15 protein-coding genes are annotated in these 15,998 nt (G+C 56.7%); 13 read left to right on the top strand and 2 right to left on the bottom strand.

Annotation, left to right across the window (positions count from 1 at the left end):
• The first annotated feature begins 88 nt into the window (after nt 1-88).
• The 11 genes from H8B13_RS01360 (at nt 89) to H8B13_RS01310 (ending at nt 12,214) form a co-directional block, all read left to right on the top strand.
• The gene (locus tag H8B13_RS01360) at nt 89-895 is read left to right on the top strand and encodes an NIPSNAP family protein (RefSeq protein ID WP_187309035.1); all 807 of its coding nucleotides are present in this window, start codon (nt 89-91) and stop codon (nt 893-895) included.
• A 245-nt stretch (nt 896-1,140) separates the two neighbouring features.
• Nucleotides 1,141-2,370 carry a multidrug effflux MFS transporter gene (locus H8B13_RS01355; RefSeq protein WP_187309034.1) on the top strand — a complete coding sequence of 410 codons (1,230 nt, stop codon included), beginning with the start codon at nt 1,141-1,143 and terminating at the stop codon, nt 2,368-2,370.
• Between the two features lie 613 nt (nt 2,371-2,983).
• Nucleotides 2,984-3,868 (top strand): sugar phosphate isomerase/epimerase family protein, encoded by an 885-nt coding sequence (locus H8B13_RS01350; protein WP_187309033.1) that lies wholly within the window; start codon nt 2,984-2,986, stop codon nt 3,866-3,868.
• Nucleotides 3,869-3,918: 50 nt separating this feature from the next.
• Nucleotides 3,919-5,595, top strand: a complete 1,677-nt coding sequence (locus H8B13_RS01345) for a GMC oxidoreductase (RefSeq protein ID WP_187309032.1) — start codon at nt 3,919-3,921, stop codon at nt 5,593-5,595.
• A 103-nt stretch (nt 5,596-5,698) separates the two neighbouring features.
• The gene (locus tag H8B13_RS01340; protein ID WP_187309031.1) at nt 5,699-6,313 is read left to right on the top strand and encodes a gluconate 2-dehydrogenase subunit 3 family protein; all 615 of its coding nucleotides are present in this window, start codon (nt 5,699-5,701) and stop codon (nt 6,311-6,313) included.
• A gap of 24 nt (nt 6,314-6,337) precedes the next feature.
• A complete protein-coding gene (locus H8B13_RS01335) occupies nt 6,338-7,489 on the top strand; it encodes a Gfo/Idh/MocA family protein (protein WP_222841310.1) in 1,152 nt (383 codons plus the stop codon).
• Between the two features lie 6 nt (nt 7,490-7,495).
• A complete protein-coding gene (locus H8B13_RS01330) occupies nt 7,496-8,548 on the top strand; it encodes a sugar phosphate isomerase/epimerase family protein (protein WP_187309030.1) in 1,053 nt (350 codons plus the stop codon).
• Nucleotides 8,549-8,564: 16 nt separating this feature from the next.
• Nucleotides 8,565-9,035, top strand: coding sequence for a c-type cytochrome (locus H8B13_RS01325; protein WP_187309029.1), 471 nt, complete (start codon nt 8,565-8,567; stop codon nt 9,033-9,035).
• Between the two features lie 224 nt (nt 9,036-9,259).
• A complete protein-coding gene (locus H8B13_RS01320; protein ID WP_187309028.1) occupies nt 9,260-10,513 on the top strand; it encodes a nucleoside permease in 1,254 nt (417 codons plus the stop codon).
• Between the two features lie 8 nt (nt 10,514-10,521).
• A complete protein-coding gene (locus H8B13_RS01315) occupies nt 10,522-11,409 on the top strand; it encodes a hydroxypyruvate isomerase family protein (RefSeq protein ID WP_187309027.1) in 888 nt (295 codons plus the stop codon).
• Between the two features lie 34 nt (nt 11,410-11,443).
• The gene (locus tag H8B13_RS01310; RefSeq protein WP_187309026.1) at nt 11,444-12,214 is read left to right on the top strand and encodes a DUF1080 domain-containing protein; all 771 of its coding nucleotides are present in this window, start codon (nt 11,444-11,446) and stop codon (nt 12,212-12,214) included.
• A gap of 24 nt (nt 12,215-12,238) precedes the next feature.
• Here H8B13_RS01310 and H8B13_RS01305 read toward each other — a convergent pair whose 3' ends face one another.
• On the bottom strand, nt 12,239-13,138 hold the full coding sequence (locus tag H8B13_RS01305) for a DUF1080 domain-containing protein (RefSeq protein WP_187309025.1): 900 nt from the start codon (nt 13,136-13,138) through the stop codon (nt 12,239-12,241).
• A gap of 208 nt (nt 13,139-13,346) precedes the next feature.
• Between H8B13_RS01305 and H8B13_RS01300 the strand changes: the two genes are divergently transcribed.
• Both H8B13_RS01300 and H8B13_RS01295 read left to right on the top strand, forming a co-directional pair.
• Nucleotides 13,347-14,180, top strand: a complete 834-nt coding sequence (locus H8B13_RS01300; RefSeq protein ID WP_187309024.1) for an MIP/aquaporin family protein — start codon at nt 13,347-13,349, stop codon at nt 14,178-14,180.
• A 131-nt stretch (nt 14,181-14,311) separates the two neighbouring features.
• The gene (locus H8B13_RS01295) at nt 14,312-15,106 is read left to right on the top strand and encodes an oxygenase MpaB family protein (RefSeq protein WP_187309023.1); all 795 of its coding nucleotides are present in this window, start codon (nt 14,312-14,314) and stop codon (nt 15,104-15,106) included.
• Nucleotides 15,107-15,143: 37 nt separating this feature from the next.
• On the opposite strand, the gene H8B13_RS01290 is transcribed toward H8B13_RS01295, so the two are convergent.
• Entirely contained in the window at nt 15,144-15,956 is an 813-nt protein-coding gene (locus tag H8B13_RS01290) for a DUF2490 domain-containing protein (protein WP_187309022.1), read from the bottom strand.
• Between the last annotated feature and the right edge of the window lie 42 nt (nt 15,957-15,998).

The raw sequence follows: 15,998 nt of genomic DNA, 5'->3' as shown, positions 1-15,998 counted from the left end.
GTTTCTGGGTAAATGGGCACCCAGTTTGGGGTAACGTGTTTTTCCATATTTAGCTCATCTCCCTCATACTTTCTATTCCTTTGGTCTTATGAACAAATTATCCCTAGCGCGGCTGATCAGCAGAATTGGAGCGGTGCTATTAGTGCTGGCGACGCTACTAACTATGTCGGCGTACCGGCCCGCCGCCGACCGCGAAATGTACCAGCTCCGAATTTATCACGTAAAGACTGTGCAGCAGGAAGAGCAGGTGGAAACTTTTCTGCGGGGGGCTTTTCTGCCGACACTGCACAAGCTGGGCGTCCGGAAGGTGGGGGTTTTCAAGCCCATCGGCAACGATACGGCCACCGACCGGCGCGTGGTGGTACTCATCCCCTACTCGTCGCTGGCGCAGCTGGGGCGCGTGACGGAGCGCCTGGAACAGGACGTGGACTTTGGCAAAACCGGCCCTGCCTACTGGAATGCCGTCCACACCGCTCCGCCCTACGTCCGCGTAGAAACCATTCAGCTGGAGGCTTTTACTGATAAGCTGCGCCTGCGGGAACCGCAACTGCAAGGGCCGCGGGATGAACGAGTGTATGAGCTGCGCAGCTACGAAAGCGCCACCGAGAAGCAACACCGCAATAAGGTGCACATGTTTGCCCAGGGCGGCGAAATACCGCTGTTCGAGCGCCTGGGCTTCAACGCCGTGTTCTACGCCCGCGTAGTGGCCGGCAGCCGCATGCCCAACCTCATGTACCTGACCACCTTCGAAAATCAAGCGGCCCGCGACGAGCACTGGAAAGCCTTCGGCGCAGACCCGGAGTGGAAAAAGCTGGCCGCGGCGCCTGAGTATCAGAACAACGTATCGAAGATTGACATTCTGTTCCTACGCCCCACCGCTTACTCCGATATCTAGTTTCTAGCTCTGAAGCCGGACGAAGAGCAATCAATGGTGTTTTATTTAAATATTAATTCTGGTGAATTATACGGCCGCTCCGACCGTTCACACGTCTTATCCATTGCGAATCCGTCGGTGATAAACGCCCCGGCACCTGGTTCCAGCGAGCAAGGCTTTTGGCCCCGACGAGGCTATTCGGGCTACCTCATACACGCACACCTCCTCAGTAAAAACAGGGGCAAAAAAGCCCCCCAGTAATATCAATGTCTAAGCAACAGTACTTTTTTCTGATTCTGATTCTGGGAAGCCTATCAGCTCTCGGACCATTTTCCATCGATATGTATCTGCCGGGCTTTCCGGCCATTGCCGAAGACCTAAATACGACGGCAGCCCGCGTAACCCTGTCCTTATCCAGCTTTTTCGTGGGCATCTCGGCGGGCCAGCTGCTGTACGGGCCGCTGCTTGACCGGTTTGGCCGCAAAAAACCGCTGTATGTGGGGCTGGCCGTGTACGTGCTGGCTTCTATCGGCTGCGCGGCCGTTCAGACCATCGACGGGCTTATTTTCTTGCGCCTAATTCAGGCTATTGGCAGTTGTGCCGCAGGGGTTGCCTCCGTGGCGATGATACGCGACCTGTTCCCGGTGAAAGACAGCGCGAAAGTCTTTGCCTTGATTATGCTGGTGATTGGCCTTTCACCCATGATTGCGCCCACCGTCGGGAGCTACGTAACGGCGGCTTTTGGGTGGCACGGCGTGTTCATTGTGCTGGGCGCCATGGGCTTGCTGCTGCTGGTTGCCACCTTTCTCTGGCTCCCCGAAAGCTATGAGCCGGATACGACTATGTCGCTAAAACCCAAGCCTATCCTGACCAACTTCTGGTCGGTGCTGCGGGAGCCCCAGTTTTATACCTACACGTTTACCGGCGCCATGTCCTTCTGCGGACTCTTCGCTTACGTGGCTGGCTCGCCACTGGTATTCATGGAGATTTTTGGCGTAAGTGGCGAGATGTACGGCTGGATTTTCGCCTTCCTGTCGGTGGGCCTTATTGGTGCCAGTCAGGTAAATAGCTACATGCTGAGGTATTATCAGAACGAGCAGCTGGTCTATGCCGCCCTCATCTGTCAGGTGCTGACCGGCGTGGTGTTTCTGGTGCTGATCAGCGGTGGCTGGATTGGCCTTTATGGGACTATTGCCCTGTTGTTTATCTTCCTGTGCTGCCTCGGCTTTAGCAGCCCTAATACCGCCGCACTTTCCCTGGCTCCTTTTTCCCGCACAGCCGGCAGCGCTTCCGCTTTAATGGGCGCCATTCGGATGGCGATGGGCGCGTTGGCCTCTATGGGGGTCAGCCTTTTCAGCAACGGCACGGCCGTGCCCATGGTGGCCATTATGGCTGTTACATCGGTGGTGGCTTTGTTCCTTTTGCTCACCGGCCGCAAGCAGATTACCGAGCAGGTGGAAGTATCCGCTGATCAGATGGCAGAGCCGGCGCACTAGTATCTGGAAAGAATTCGAAGTGCGAATTCTGGCTTCGGCCCCACAACGGCGCAGCAGTTTGCTGCTCCGTTGTGGGGCCTTTGGCATTAGCAAAAGTGTAGCATCAGGAAGCATGCATGCCAGCAATCTGTCTGGCTCTGCTTAGGTAGAAAGCGGATGCATTTGGGATGCATTTTCCATCAGAAAAAAGAGTAGCTGCAAGCACTAATACAATGCTCTACGGGCCAGGCAAAGCAAATGCAGGCACAAAAACCTTTCTGTATAAGTAAGCTCCTTACTTGTTTTTTATCCGTGTCCTTTTGGCCGCTATAAGTCTGAAAAAAGCCCATCAAAGCAGAATAAACGCACTTTACGGGTTGTGCACTAAGCGGTTTAGCCTTAGCAGCGATACGCAGCAGCATTCGATCTTTCCCTGCAGAAAGCTTGCATTACCGGAAAAAGGAGGGGTAAATTGGTGAACCGTAGGCTTGTCGTAAATCCTTTTTTACGACTGATCAACCATAAATAAACAGAAGATCGAGTACCTTACATAAGCGCGTTATGCTCTGGTTGCTGCTTTCCTAGTGCGTAGCCAGGACCATATAATTCCTATCCCTCCCACCAACCTCTCCTCATGACCTCTCGCCGTTCCTTTGTAAAGTCTGCCGCGCTGCTGTCTGCCGGCGCACTCGTTTCGCCGGCTTTGCTGGCCGCGCCCAAATCGTATATTGGCCTACAGCTGTACACCGTACGCGACGCCATGCAGAAGGACCCGGCAGGTACGCTGGCCCGCGTAGCGAAGATGGGCTACAACTCGGTGGAGGGTGCCACTTACACGGGCAGTCAGAAATTTTACGGCATGACGCCCACGGCTTTTGCCGGCGTGCTCAAGCAGAATGGGCTGATCATGCCCAGCAGTCATTACCGGTTGGGCGAAGAGCAGGAAAAGGGGCAGCCAGTACAAGGCACCATGCTGCACGGCTGGGACAAAGCCGTGGACGATGCCGCCCAGGCCGGTGTGAAGTACATGGTGTGCGCTTACCTCTCGGAAGCCGAGCGCGGTGGCCTCGATCAATATAAGTACGTGGCCGATCAGCTAAATAAAGCGGGCGAGCGGGCCAAGAAAGCTGGTATCCAAATGTGCTACCACAACCACGACTTCGAATTTGCCCCCCAGAACGGCAAAGTGCCTTACGATCTGCTTCTTAGTGCCACTGATAAGGAGCTGGTGAAGATGGAGCTCGACTTATTCTGGACCGTGAAAGCTGGCAAAGACCCCGTTGCGCTGTTTCAGCAGCACCCCGGCCGCTTCCCACTGTGGCACGTGAAGGACATGGACAACACGCCCAAAAAGAACTTCACGGAAGTGGGCAGCGGCGTCATCGACTTCAAGAAAATTTTTGCGCAGGCTGGTAAGTCGGGCATGAAATATTACTTTGTAGAGCAGGACCAAACGCCCGGCTCGCCCTTCGACAGCATTCAGAAAAGCATTACGCATATTAAGCGCACTTTAGTGTAGCTCCGTTCAGATTATTGCTTGCGCTTCCGTTACCCTTATCCCACCCCCTTATGGAAAAGAACACCTACGATGCCATCGTCATCGGGTCAGGTATTTCGGGCGGCATGGCCGCCAAAGAGCTGACAGAGAAAGGTCTGAAGACCATCATGCTGGAGCGCGGCCGCAACGTAGAGCACGTTAAAGACTACGTGAACGCCAACAAAAATCCCTGGGAATTTCCGCACCGGGGGGGCAAAACCCAGCAAATGATCGAGGACTATCCAGTGCTCAGCCGCGATTACACGCTGAACGAGCAGAATCTGGACTTCTGGGTGAAGGAGAAGGAAAGCCCCTACGTGGAGGTGAAGCCCTTCGACTGGTTTCGCGGCTACCAGGTGGGCGGACGCTCGTTGATGTGGGGCCGGCAGTCCTACCGCCTGAGCGACTATGACTTCGAGGCCAATGCCAAGGATGGCATCGCCGTGGACTGGCCCATTCGCTACAAGGATCTGGCGCCGTGGTACAGTCGGGTAGAGAAATTTGCCGGCATCAGCGGCAACCGCGACGGCCTTCCCCAGCTCCCCGACGGCGAATTTATGCCCCCCATGGAGATGAACTGCGTGGAGAAGGACGTGGCCGCCCGCATCAAGAAGAATTACAAGGACCGCCACATGGTCATTGGCCGCACGGCCAACATTACGGTGGGGCATAACAACCGCGTGGCCTGCCAGTACCGCAATAAGTGCTGGCTGGGCTGCCCGTTCGGGGCTTACTTCAGCACGCAGTCGGCGAGCTTGCCCGCAGCCGTGGCTACCGGCAACCTCACCTTGCGGCCGTTTTCTATCGTCACCAAAATTCTCTACGACAAGGATACCAAGCGGGCCAAGGGCGTAGAAGTGCTCGACGCGGAAACCAACCAGACCTACGAGTACTTCGCCAAAATCATCTTCCTGAACGCCTCGGCCCTGAACTCGGCCTGGGTGCTGATGAACTCGGCCACCGACGTGTGGCCCGAGGGCTTGGGCAGCAGCAGCGGGGAGTTGGGCCACAACCTGATGGACCATCACTTCCGGGCTGGCGCCAGCGGCGAAGCTGAGGGCTACGAGGATAAGTACGTGTATGGGCGCCGGGCCAATGGTATTTACATCCCGCGCTACCGCAACCTGTTTGGCGACAAACGTGACTACATCCGCGGCTTTGGGTACCAGGGCGGCGCCGGCCGGGAAGGTTGGAGCCGGGAAATTGCGGAAATGAACATTGGTGGCGACTTTAAGGATGCTCTCACCGAGCCTGGTAAGTGGACTATGGGCCTGACCGGCTTCGGCGAAACCCTTCCCTACCACGACAACCGCACCTACCTCGACAAAACCAAAAAAGATAAGTGGGGCCTACCCGTATTGGCAATCGACGCTACCATTCGCGACAATGAGCAGAAAATGCGCATTGATATGATGCAGGATGCCAAGGAGATGCTGGAAAAAGCGGGCCTGAAAAACGTGAATACCTACAACAACGGCTATAACCTGGGCGGCGGCATCCACGAGATGGGCACCGCCCGCATGGGCCGTGACCCCAAGACCTCCGTGCTCAACCAGTACAATCAGGTGTGGGATGCGCCCAACGTGTACGTGACCGACGGTGCCGCCATGACCTCGGCGGCCTGCCAGAACCCGTCGCTGACGTACATGGCCCTGACCGCGCGGGCCGTAGATCATGCGGTGGGCGAGTTGAAAAAGCAGAATATCTAAAGGCGAACAGTGAGATTGTGAAGTTGCGAAACGACCATTTTGCCCCCCAGGCAGCGTCAATAGTCCACAACTCACCATTTCACCACTTCACAAATTCACCGTTATGAATAGAAGAGACGCATTAGGCCGGGTAGCCCTCATCATGGGCGGCACTATTATCGGCGCCGATTATTTCCTGACTGGCTGCTCCTCCCCGAGCCAGGAGAAGGAAGCCAAGACAGCGAAAAAAAGCCCCTCAGCGGCTAAAGAACTAAAGCCCGTTCTCAATCAGGAGCAAGTGGCTTACCTGAACGAAGTGGGCGACACCATTCTGCCCACTACCTCTTCGCCTGGCGCCAAAGCCGCCGATGTAGGCGGTTTTATGGCCGTAATGGTGCGCGACTGCTACAAACCGGCTGATCAGCAGATCTTTCTGAAAGGGCTGGATCAGCTGGAAGAAGCTTCCAAAAAGAAGAATGGCAAAGGCTTTCTGGAATCGGACGCCGCCCAGCGTACGGCCCTGCTCACGGCCCTCGATGCGGAACAGAAAAACTACGCCAAGACCAAGGCCAAGGAAGACCCCAACCATTACTTCCGCATGTTCAAGGAGTTAACTCTACTGGGCTACTTTACCTCGGAAGTGGGCAGCACCAAAGCCTTGCGCTATTTACCCGTACCGGGCAAGTACGACGGCTGCGTGCCCTACAAAAAAGGCGATAAGGCCTGGGCCACTACCTAACCTAAAAGCGCGACCTTGGACGGCATGAAACTACGACTAGGGATGATTGGCGGCGGCCAGGGGGCTTTTATTGGCGCCGTGCACCGACACGCCGCCGCTTTGGATGGCCTCTATGAGTTGGTAGCTGGCGCCTTCAGCAGCAACCCCGACACCTCCAAAGCCAGCGGCCAGCTCCTGGGCCTTTCCGCCGACCGGGTGTACGGCTCGTATCAGGAATTGATTGAGCGAGAAAAGGCGCGGCCCGAAGCGGAGCGCGTGCAGGTGTTGTCTATCGTGACGCCCAACCACCTGCATTTTGCCCCCGCTAAGCTGGCGCTGGAAAACGGCTTTCACGTCATCCTGGACAAGCCCATGACCTTTTCGTTGGCCGAAGCCAAAGAATTACAAGCGGTGGCTGCAGCCAGCAACGGCCGCTTCTGCCTCACGCACACCTACACGGGCTACCCCATGGTGAAGGAGGCGCGGCAGCTGGTAGCCTCTGGTGAATTGGGAGCTATCCGCAAAGCGTACGTGGAGTATCCGCAGGGCTGGCTGAGCAACTTCGAGGAAGGTTCCGACAACAAGCAGGCTGCCTGGCGCACCGACCCCGCCCGCAGCGGCGTGGCCGGCGCCATGGGCGACATCGGCACCCATGCATTCAACCTGCTGGAATACGTCACTGGATTATCTGTAACCCAGCTTTGCGCCGACATTAACACCGTAGTACCCGGCCGCAAGCTCGATGATGACGGCGCCGTGCTGCTCCGCCTCGCGGGTGGGGCCAGCGGTGTACTGGTAGCTACGCAGGTAGCTGCGGGCGAAGAAAACAACGTGCGCCTGCGGGTGTACGGCGACAAAGGCGGCCTCGAATGGCAACAAGTCGACGCCAACACGCTCCAGGTGAAGTGGCTGGATAAGCCCACGGAAATCCGGCGGACCGGCGCGGGCTACGTCAGCTCCTACGCCCGCCACAATACCCGCGTTCCGGCTGGCCATCCGGAGGGCTACCTCGAAGCCTTTGCCAACCTTTACCGCAACTTCGCCCTAAGCCTGCAAGCGGAGCTAGGGGGCAAATCTGCGTCCCCCGAAGCACTCGATTATCCCGGTATCGAGGAAGGTGTGCGGGGGATGGCTTTTATTGAAAACGTCATTGCCTCGGGCCGCTCCGATCAGAAGTGGACCGAGTTCACCGTCTAGCTGCGCATGAAAACCATCAAAGGACCCGCAATTTTCCTGGCGCAATTCATATCCGATCAGGCTCCTTTCAACAGCCTAGCTTCCATCTGCGAGTGGGCTAGTGGTCTGGGCTATAAAGGCGTACAGCTACCGACGCTGGACAATCGGTTTATCAATTTGCAAAAGGCCGCCGAAAGCAAAACCTACGCCGACGAGGTAAAAGGCACGGTGCAGACAGCGGGATTAGAAATCACGGAGCTTTCTACCCACTTGCAGGGTCAGCTAGTGGCCGTGAATCCGGTGTATGACTCGCTGTTTGATGGCTTTGCGCCCGAAGCCGTACGCAACAACCCCCAGGCCCGGCAAGCATGGGCCGTGCAGCAGCTCAAGTACGCCGCCAAAGCTTCCCAAAATCTGGGGCTGACAGCCCACGCCACCTTTAGCGGGGCACTGCTCTGGCCGATGGTTTACCCCTGGCCCCAGCGCCCCGCCGGACTAGTCGATACGGGCTTCGACGAGTTGGCCCGCCGCTGGCTGCCCATCCTGCAAACCTTCGACGAGTGCGGGGTAGACGTGTGCTACGAAATTCACGCCGGCGAAGACCTCCACGATGGCGTCAGCTACGAGCTTTTCCTCGACAAAGTGCAGCACCATCCGCGCGCCTGCCTGCTCTATGACCCTTCCCACTTTGTGCTGCAGTGCCTTGACTACCTGGACTACATTGACATTTACCACGAGCGGATTCGGGCTTTTCACGTCAAGGATGCGGAGTTTAACCCCAATGGGCGTCAGGGCGTGTATGGCGGCTACCAAAGCTGGGTAGATCGGGCCGGCCGCTTCCGCTCCTTGGGCGACGGGCAGGTAGATTTTAAGGCCATTTTCAGCAAAATGGCCCAATATGACTTCCCGGGTTGGGCCGTGCTGGAGTGGGAATGCGCTCTGAAGCACCCCGAAGACGGCGCCCGCGAAGGTGCTACCTTCATCCGCGACCACATTATTCACGTCACCGACAAAGCCTTCGATGATTTCGCCGCCGCCGGCACCGATGAAGCCCACAACAAAAGCCTGTTAGGCCTTTAATCCTCCCTCTGACCCCATGAAAAAAGCCTTTCTACTCCTCAGTTCTTTTGCTTTTTTAGCCGCCTGTAGCTCCGATTCCAATAAAGCCCCCCAGGAGAAATACACGCTTGCAGAATCCGAGGAAACCATGAACACCGACAGCACCACGGGCGCCAACATGAGTGCCGTGGCCCGCCAGCCCCAGGTGGATACCAACGTCACTAAAATCGGGACGGCGCCGACCGGGGGCGCGCTGGCTAAAGGCGCGAAGCTGATAGAAGGTAGCGACTGCGCCACTTGCCACCGCGTAAACGAGAAGCTCCTCGGCCCAGCTTATCAGGCCGTTGCGCAGAAATATCCAGCCACGGAAGCCAACATCAAGATGCTGGGGGGCAAAATTATTACTGGCGGCAAGGGCAACTGGGGCGATATCGCCATGACGCCCCACCCCGCCATATCGGTAGCCGACGCGGAGGAGATGGCGCGGTATATTCTTACGCTGAAGTAAGTTGCCGCTAGCATCCAGCGGAGTAATGTTGTAACGCGGACGTGCAATTAACCGAACGTCATGCAGAGCACAGCGAAGCATTTAACTCGCTTCGTTGCAATCCTAACCCTGACTACTGCATGCGAGATGCTTCGCTCTGCATGACCGCTTATATTAAGCAGTTGATCTTTTGAATTTGAAGTGCAAACCGCTTCCTTAACCCCACAACCAACCCTTTCCCAGCTATGACTTCCTCCATCCGGATTAAGCTGTCTATCATGATGTTCCTGGAGTTTTTCATCTGGGGCGCGTGGTTTGTGACGTTGGGCACTTATCTGCTGCGCAACCTCAGCGCGACGGGTACGCAGGTGGGAGTAGCCTTCTTGACGCAGTCGATTGGGGCTATTGTGGCACCATTTATTATCGGGCTGATTGCAGACCGGTTTTTCTCGGCCCAGAAGATTCTGGGCGTGCTGCACCTGGCCGGAGCGCTGCTGCTCTGGCGCGCCTCGTCGTCGCCGGACTTTGGCTCTTTTTACCCTAATATTCTGACCTACATGATCTTGTACATGCCTACGCTAGCGTTAGTCAACTCCATTGCGTTTCGGCAGATGCAGAATCCACAGAAGGAGTTTGCCACCATTAGGGTGCTGGGCACGCTGGGCTGGATTGTAGCCGGCCTGACCATCGGTTGGCTGAACTGGGAGCAAAGTGGCAGCCTGCGGGCCACCTTCCTCATGGCTGCCGGCGCTTCGACTTTGCTGGGTGTGTTCAGTTTCATGCTCCCAGCCACGCCACCCGTCAAGCGCGGGCAGTCATCTTCCCTGGGCGACATGCTGGGCCTCGATGCTATTGGTCTGCTGAAGAACCGCTCCTACCTGATTTTCTTTCTGGCTTCTATCGCCATCTGCATTCCGCTGGCGTTTTATTACGGCTTTACCAACCCCTTTTTGAATGAAGTAGGCATGAAAGCCGCTGCTGGCGTTCAGAGTCTCGGGCAGGTTTCCGAACTGCTATTTATGCTTTTGATTCCGTTTTTCTTCACCCGTTTGGGCGTAAAAAAGATGCTGGCTATCGGGATGCTGGCCTGGGTGGTGCGCTACATATTCTTCGCCTATGGCGACGGGCAAAGCAATTACTGGATGCTCATTGTGGGCATTGTACTGCACGGTATCTGCTACGACTTCTTCTTCGTGACAGGTCAGATTTACACCGATAACCTTGCCGGCGAGCGATTCAAAAGCTCCGCTCAGGGTTTTATTACGCTGGCCACGTATGGCGTGGGAATGCTGATTGGCACCTTGCTCTCAGGCCGTATTTTTGACAACTACCAGCTCTCCGAAGGCGTGCACGACTGGCGCATGATCTGGCTGATTCCGGCCGGCATTGCCGGGGCAGTTGTACTGCTATTCCTGCTCTTATTCAGGGATCGTCCGCAGGACCAAGCTTCCGAATCCGCTTCCTTCGACGCAGCACCCGAGCTGGCTCAGGCTAAATAACTGACTGTATGGCAATCTGGAACCGAAGAACTGCTTTGAAAGGCCTCCTCACAAGCACGGCCGCAGTCGGTACGCTGGGTATCGCCAACGTCTGCACCACCGATAAAAAGCCCCCCAGCCAGCCTACGCCGTTGAAAAACAACATTAAGCAGTCGGTATGCCGGTGGTGCTTCCAGGACATGCCGCTCGACCAGCTGTGCGCAGCGGCCAATGAAATGGGCATCAAGGGCATCGACCTGGTAGGACCCAAAGATTGGCCTACGCTGAAAAAGTACGGACTGGACTCGCCCATGTGCAACGGGGCCGAGATCAACCTCACCGACGGCTTCAACGATCCGCAGTTTCATGCGCGCTTGCAGAAGCAGTATGCCGACATGATTCCGCTGGTAGCCAAGGCCGGCTACACCAACCTGATCTGCTTTAGTGGCAGCCGCCGGGGAATGACCGATGAAGCGGGCTGGACCAATTGCGTGCGCGGGCTGCAGCCGCTGGTCAAGCTGGCCGCGCAGCATAAAGTAGTGCTGGTGATGGAGCTGCTCAACAGCAAAATCGACCACAAAGACTACCAGTGCGACCGCACCGCCTGGGGCGTGGAGCTAGCTAAGCGGCTAGGCTCCGAGAACTTCAAACTGCTCTACGACATTTACCACATGCAGATCGATGAGGGCGACGTGATTCGCACGCTCACGGAGCATCACCCCTACATTGCTCACTACCACACGGCTGGCGTACCGGGCCGCCATGAGCTCGACGACTCCCAGGAGCTAAACTACCCGGCCATCATGCGCGCCATTCTGGCCACCGGCTTCAAAGGCTACGTGGCCCAGGAATTTATCCCGCAAAAACCCGACAAGCTCGCTTCTTTGCGCCAGGCCGTGCAGCTTTGCGACGTCTAATTGCCTTGTTTCCCACCACTTTACCAAGCATTCTATGCGCACCTCCCTGTTTGCTTCCGTTCTACTATTCAGCACTTCTTTAATGGCTCAGGCACAGCAGAAGGGAAAACCAGAAGACACGGAGGTGTGGGAGCCAGTACCCAAAGTGGTGGCCGCCATACCCCAATTTACTCCCCCGCCCTCTGATGCGCTCGTGCTGTTCGATGGCAAGGACCTGACGCAATGGGTGTCGGCCGATGACCGCAATGCGCCCGCGAAGTGGAAGGTGGCGGGGGGCATTTTTACCGTGGACAAGAAGACCGGTAACATCGAAACCAAGCGCACCTTCACCAACTATCAATTGCACCTGGAATGGCGTGTGCCGGCTACCATTGCGGGCACCGGGCAGGTGCGCGGCAACAGCGGCCTGTTCCTGGCTTCGCTGGGCAAAGGCGACCTTGGCTACGAATTGCAGATTCTGGACTCTTACGAGAACAAAACCTACGTAAACGGCATGGCCGGCAGCATCTACAAGCAGTTGATTCCGTTGGCGAACCCCACCCGCAAGCCCGGCGAGTGGCAGTCGTACGACGTGTTGTGGACGGCGCCCACCTTCAAGGCCGACGGCTCGGTGCAGTCGCCCGCCCGCGTGACGGTGCTGTTTAATGGCGTGGTAGTGCAGAACAACGTCACTTTGGCCGGGCCAACGGTGTACATCGGCAAGCCCAGCTACCAGAAGCACGGCCCCTCGCCCATCAAGCTTCAATCGCACGGCGACCCTAGTGAACCGCTCAGCTTCCGCAACATCTGGATTCGGGAGCTGTAAGCCGGCTGGGGGGCAAATTTGGGGTTACTTGGTTGGCTTGTCGTTGAAATACTTGGCGTACTCCGCTGGCATGGCCGCCAGGGGCTTTATCATAATGCCTTTGTAGTACACTTCGGCGGCTTCGCTCTGTAGCTGGATCTTGCCGTGCGTAAGCGGCAGGCGCTGGCCATTCTCCATGTAGCTTGAGTTGTTGACGGCCAGCACTACCTTGCCGTTCACGATGTGGATGCTTTTGCCATTTACGTGAATCAGTTCCAGCTCATCCCATTGCCCATTTGAAACGCCGTAATTGGCCGAAGCCTGGCAAAAGCCGGGGCCGCCTCTCCCAAAGGTGACGGGAGCCGCTTCCTTATTGTATCTCAGCGCCTCACTCGTGTCGTTTTTGACGGCGGTAATGTCGGCTGTGGAGTTGGCGATGCACCAGAAGTCGCCCATGGCATTGCCCTTCTCGAACTCGGATACCTGAAATTCCTGGCTCAGCATCCAGCTATGCCAGTAGTCTACCCCACACTCGCCCTGGCTGTTGTAGAGAATGCCACTGTCGCGGGGCTCGTTGAGGCGCGGCACCCACTTTTTCTCGCCCCACTTTACCTTCAGTTTGAGGGCATAATTGGTAAAATCTTGCTTGGTAAACACGCAGCCGTATATCTCCCCACTGATGCGCAGCACCGGCTCGCCCTTCTCCATCACAACCGAGAATACGTTCGCCTCGTTTTTGCCGTAACCGATGGGCGCAATTTCCTTTCCCTGTGCGTCGGTGGGCACTTTTCCTTTGTAGCCCAGCTCGTGGCGGTAGCTTTGAAAGGTTTCCCACTTGCTCAGCTTCTTATCAAGCAGCGGCTCCCATCCGTCGCGCGGGGCGGTGGAGGAGGTAGAGAAAAACAACAAGGTGGCACCCAGGGTTAAAGCGGTAAATCTTCTCATACCAGTCAGCATAGAATAACGTGAGGGAATGAATCAAAGCTACAGTTTTGCCGGGCGTGGGCAAGGCATAATGGTTAAGTAATACTAGGTCATTCCAACGAAGATATACAGTTGGAAAAAGCCCCCCGCGTCATCCTGTGCGGTAGCAGGCACAACCCATCGGCGGGTGATGCGTTGTATTGACCTGTTCCCGTACCCTGTTTTGTTTATGCCTTTTGCCTACCGTTTGCTTTCCGCGCTACGTCGGCACTGGCCTCACTACGTTGCGGAAGCATTGGGCCTGGCCTTTTTTGTGGGCAGCGCCGGTTTGCTGACTATCCTGATGGAGCATCCGGCTTCCCCCGTGCGGCAGAGCTTGGCGGAAAGCCACCTGCTACGGCGGGGCCTTTTGGGCCTGGGTCTGGGCCTCGTGTTGGTCATTATTATTTACAATCCCTGGGGCAAGCGGTCGGGCGCGCACATCAATCCCGCGGTCACGCTGGCCTTCTACCAATTAGGCAAAATACGTCTTCCCGATGCGGTGTGGTACGTGCTAGCGCAACTGTGCGGGGCCATTGGGGCGGCCCAATTGCTGAAGCTTTGTCTGCCCGAATTCTACGCCCATCCGGCCGTAAAATATACGGTTACACAACCCAATCCGGTCTTTCTTCAGGGTGAGCTGATTGCTTTCATAGCCGAGTTCATTATCTGTTTTGTAATGATGCTGGTGACGCTGCTTGCCTTACATTCAAGCCGGTTGAAAGAGTGGGTTGGGTGGCTGCTGGGCGCGCTGCTAGCGGTTTACGTCCTCATTGAAACGCCTTACTCGGGGATGAGCCTGAACCCGGCCCGGACGCTGGGCACCGCCGTAGCGGCCGGACGCTATCAGGGGCTCTGGATATATTGGGTAGCACCTTGCTTGGCAATGTGGCTCGCCACAGTTGGGTTTTTACGCTTCCACCACGGTCAGCCCTTGGAATGCGCTATTCTGGCCGGATGCGGTCCCAGTCCTATTTCCCCTTACGCCTCCGACGAAGAGCCCCCACAGTACCCGGATGAGTGAGTTTTTTATTTCTGACGTGATATGGGTTGGCCGCTGCTCAACGTTCTGCTACTTTGGTTCTTTTGTAGCTAAGCAGCGGCTGTAACCAAAGACTTTGGGAGCCTTTTGCTGCCTTTTCCAGTTCTTGTTCTATGGAATATTTTGTGCCGAAGCATTCCGTGGTGCGGACCATCTGGGGAAAGGCCGACACGGTGCTTTTCATTTTTGCTGGCGCTGCGGCAGAGTTTGCCCTGAATAAAGCCGTTGACTGGCTCTACTTCACCGGGCGCCTGCCCGCCGACCCGATGGCGCGCTTGTTTTCCACTGTAGAGTATGCCCGGCAAATCGTATTTGCCCCCCAGCCAGCCGCCGAAAGGGCTATCGATACCATTGCCGCCATTCATGCGGCCGTGGAAGCGAAGCGCGGCGCGGCCATTCCCGATTGGGCCTACCGCGACGTGCTGTTCCTGCTTATCGACTATTCTATCCGGTCATTTGAGCTGTTGGAGCGCCCCATGAGCGGCCCCGAAAAAGAAGAGGTATTCACCGTATTTTCTCGTGTAGGTCAGCGCATGGGCATCCCCGATTTGCCCCCCACCTACGCGCAGTGGCTGGTGGTGCGGCAGCAGCATCTGGCTTCCGATCTGGAGCACAGCCGCTTCACCCAAGATCTGTATCGGCAGTATCGTAAGCACCTGGGGCCGGTGCGGTACTGGCTGTTGCTGCACGCGCAGCGCCTCGTGGTGCCGGCTACCGTGCGAGACTTGCTGCGTTTGGGCAACAGGTCGTGGCTGCGGCCGGTGGTGCCGGTGTATCGGCGCACGCAGCATTTATCCCTGAGTCAGTGGGTGAAAACTGCGCTGCTGCCGCCGGCTTATAAAGCAAAGATTCAAGCCCTCGACCGCGACCCGGTTGAGTTTGCGCGCTCCGCTGGCGTACACTCTTAGGCGCAGCATCAGCTTTGTCATGTCGTAGAGTGCGGTATTAGTCAGACGATGAAGACGACTTAAAATCCAAGTTGTAGACCACGTTCAGGCGAAACCCGTTGTTGTTTTCGAACACCGACTGCTGCGTATTGGTAGCAGGCTCAGCGTGCTGGGTCCACTGATTTAGGTAGTTCAGTTCCAGCTTCCAGTTGTCGCGAATTTGGTAGCCCAGGCCACTGGAAATACGGTTTTGGTTGAAAACATTCCGGCCCACATTCTCCCCGAAGCCGATAAATATCTCGTCGAAAAAGGTGAGGTACAGTTCGCCGTCGTTGATGCTGGAGCCTTGCAGCGGTATCTCGCCGGCCACCTGGTAGCGGGCGCGGTTCTGGTACTCCCAGCCAGCCACCCGCTGCGGATTGCTTTCATCCAGCTGCCCCAGCCAGCGCTGCTCCAGCCGAAACCGATGCGTGAGCTGAAGCCGGCCGTAAGTGCTGACCAAACTCACATCTTCGTACGCCCTGTTTTCGGGTGTGGCTTCCCCGAGGCCGGCCGTGGGGTAGTCGCCGTAGGGATGCGTGGTCAGCTGGGTATAGCCCCCCGAAAGGGTTACCTGCTCGGCAAGCGAATACACCAAGCCCAGGCGCGAAAGTAGCTGCTGACGACCTAATCCCAGGCGCGTGCGGCGCAACTGCACTTCGGTGTGCACGGCCCACTTTTCGCCTATTTGGTGGTCGCCATTGTAAGTAAACCAGCCGATGGCGTTGCGGTCTATTATCCGCTCGGCCGACTGGCTCCTTGCCGGAACAGCTGTCAGAATGAGCAGCAACAGAGCAGCCAGTTTCAGAGCAAAAGAATAGACAGACGGCATTGCTTCCTTAACAAGCAGAAGATGAGGCAGCGTATGGTTACA

Source organism: Hymenobacter sp. BT188, assembly GCF_014333585.1.
Classification (GTDB): Bacteria; Bacteroidota; Bacteroidia; order Cytophagales; family Hymenobacteraceae; genus Hymenobacter.
The sequence above is the reverse complement of the archived record's forward strand: the minus strand, read 5'-3'. Positions and strand labels throughout refer to the sequence as shown.

Excerpts from the sequence above, each read along its gene's own strand:
- H8B13_RS01340 (WP_187309031.1), top strand. The coding sequence starts at position 5,699 with ATGAATAGAAGAGACGCATTAGGCCGGGTAGCCCTCATCATGGGCGGC.
- H8B13_RS01325 (WP_187309029.1), top strand. The coding sequence starts at position 8,565 with ATGAAAAAAGCCTTTCTACTCCTCAGTTCTTTTGCTTTTTTAGCCGCC.
- H8B13_RS01350 (WP_187309033.1), top strand. The coding sequence starts at position 2,984 with ATGACCTCTCGCCGTTCCTTTGTAAAGTCTGCCGCGCTGCTGTCTGCC.
- H8B13_RS01315 (WP_187309027.1), top strand. The coding sequence starts at position 10,522 with ATGGCAATCTGGAACCGAAGAACTGCTTTGAAAGGCCTCCTCACAAGC.
- H8B13_RS01345 (WP_187309032.1), top strand. The coding sequence starts at position 3,919 with ATGGAAAAGAACACCTACGATGCCATCGTCATCGGGTCAGGTATTTCG.
- H8B13_RS01290 (WP_187309022.1), bottom strand. The coding sequence starts at position 15,956 with ATGCCGTCTGTCTATTCTTTTGCTCTGAAACTGGCTGCTCTGTTGCTG.
- H8B13_RS01310 (WP_187309026.1), top strand. The coding sequence starts at position 11,444 with ATGCGCACCTCCCTGTTTGCTTCCGTTCTACTATTCAGCACTTCTTTA.
- H8B13_RS01295 (WP_187309023.1), top strand. The coding sequence starts at position 14,312 with ATGGAATATTTTGTGCCGAAGCATTCCGTGGTGCGGACCATCTGGGGA.
- H8B13_RS01330 (WP_187309030.1), top strand. The coding sequence starts at position 7,496 with ATGAAAACCATCAAAGGACCCGCAATTTTCCTGGCGCAATTCATATCC.
- H8B13_RS01360 (WP_187309035.1), top strand. The coding sequence starts at position 89 with ATGAACAAATTATCCCTAGCGCGGCTGATCAGCAGAATTGGAGCGGTG.
- H8B13_RS01300 (WP_187309024.1), top strand. The coding sequence starts at position 13,347 with ATGCCTTTTGCCTACCGTTTGCTTTCCGCGCTACGTCGGCACTGGCCT.
- H8B13_RS01335 (WP_222841310.1), top strand. The coding sequence starts at position 6,338 with ATGAAACTACGACTAGGGATGATTGGCGGCGGCCAGGGGGCTTTTATT.
- H8B13_RS01355 (WP_187309034.1), top strand. The coding sequence starts at position 1,141 with ATGTCTAAGCAACAGTACTTTTTTCTGATTCTGATTCTGGGAAGCCTA.
- H8B13_RS01320 (WP_187309028.1), top strand. The coding sequence starts at position 9,260 with ATGACTTCCTCCATCCGGATTAAGCTGTCTATCATGATGTTCCTGGAG.
- H8B13_RS01305 (WP_187309025.1), bottom strand. The coding sequence starts at position 13,138 with ATGAGAAGATTTACCGCTTTAACCCTGGGTGCCACCTTGTTGTTTTTC.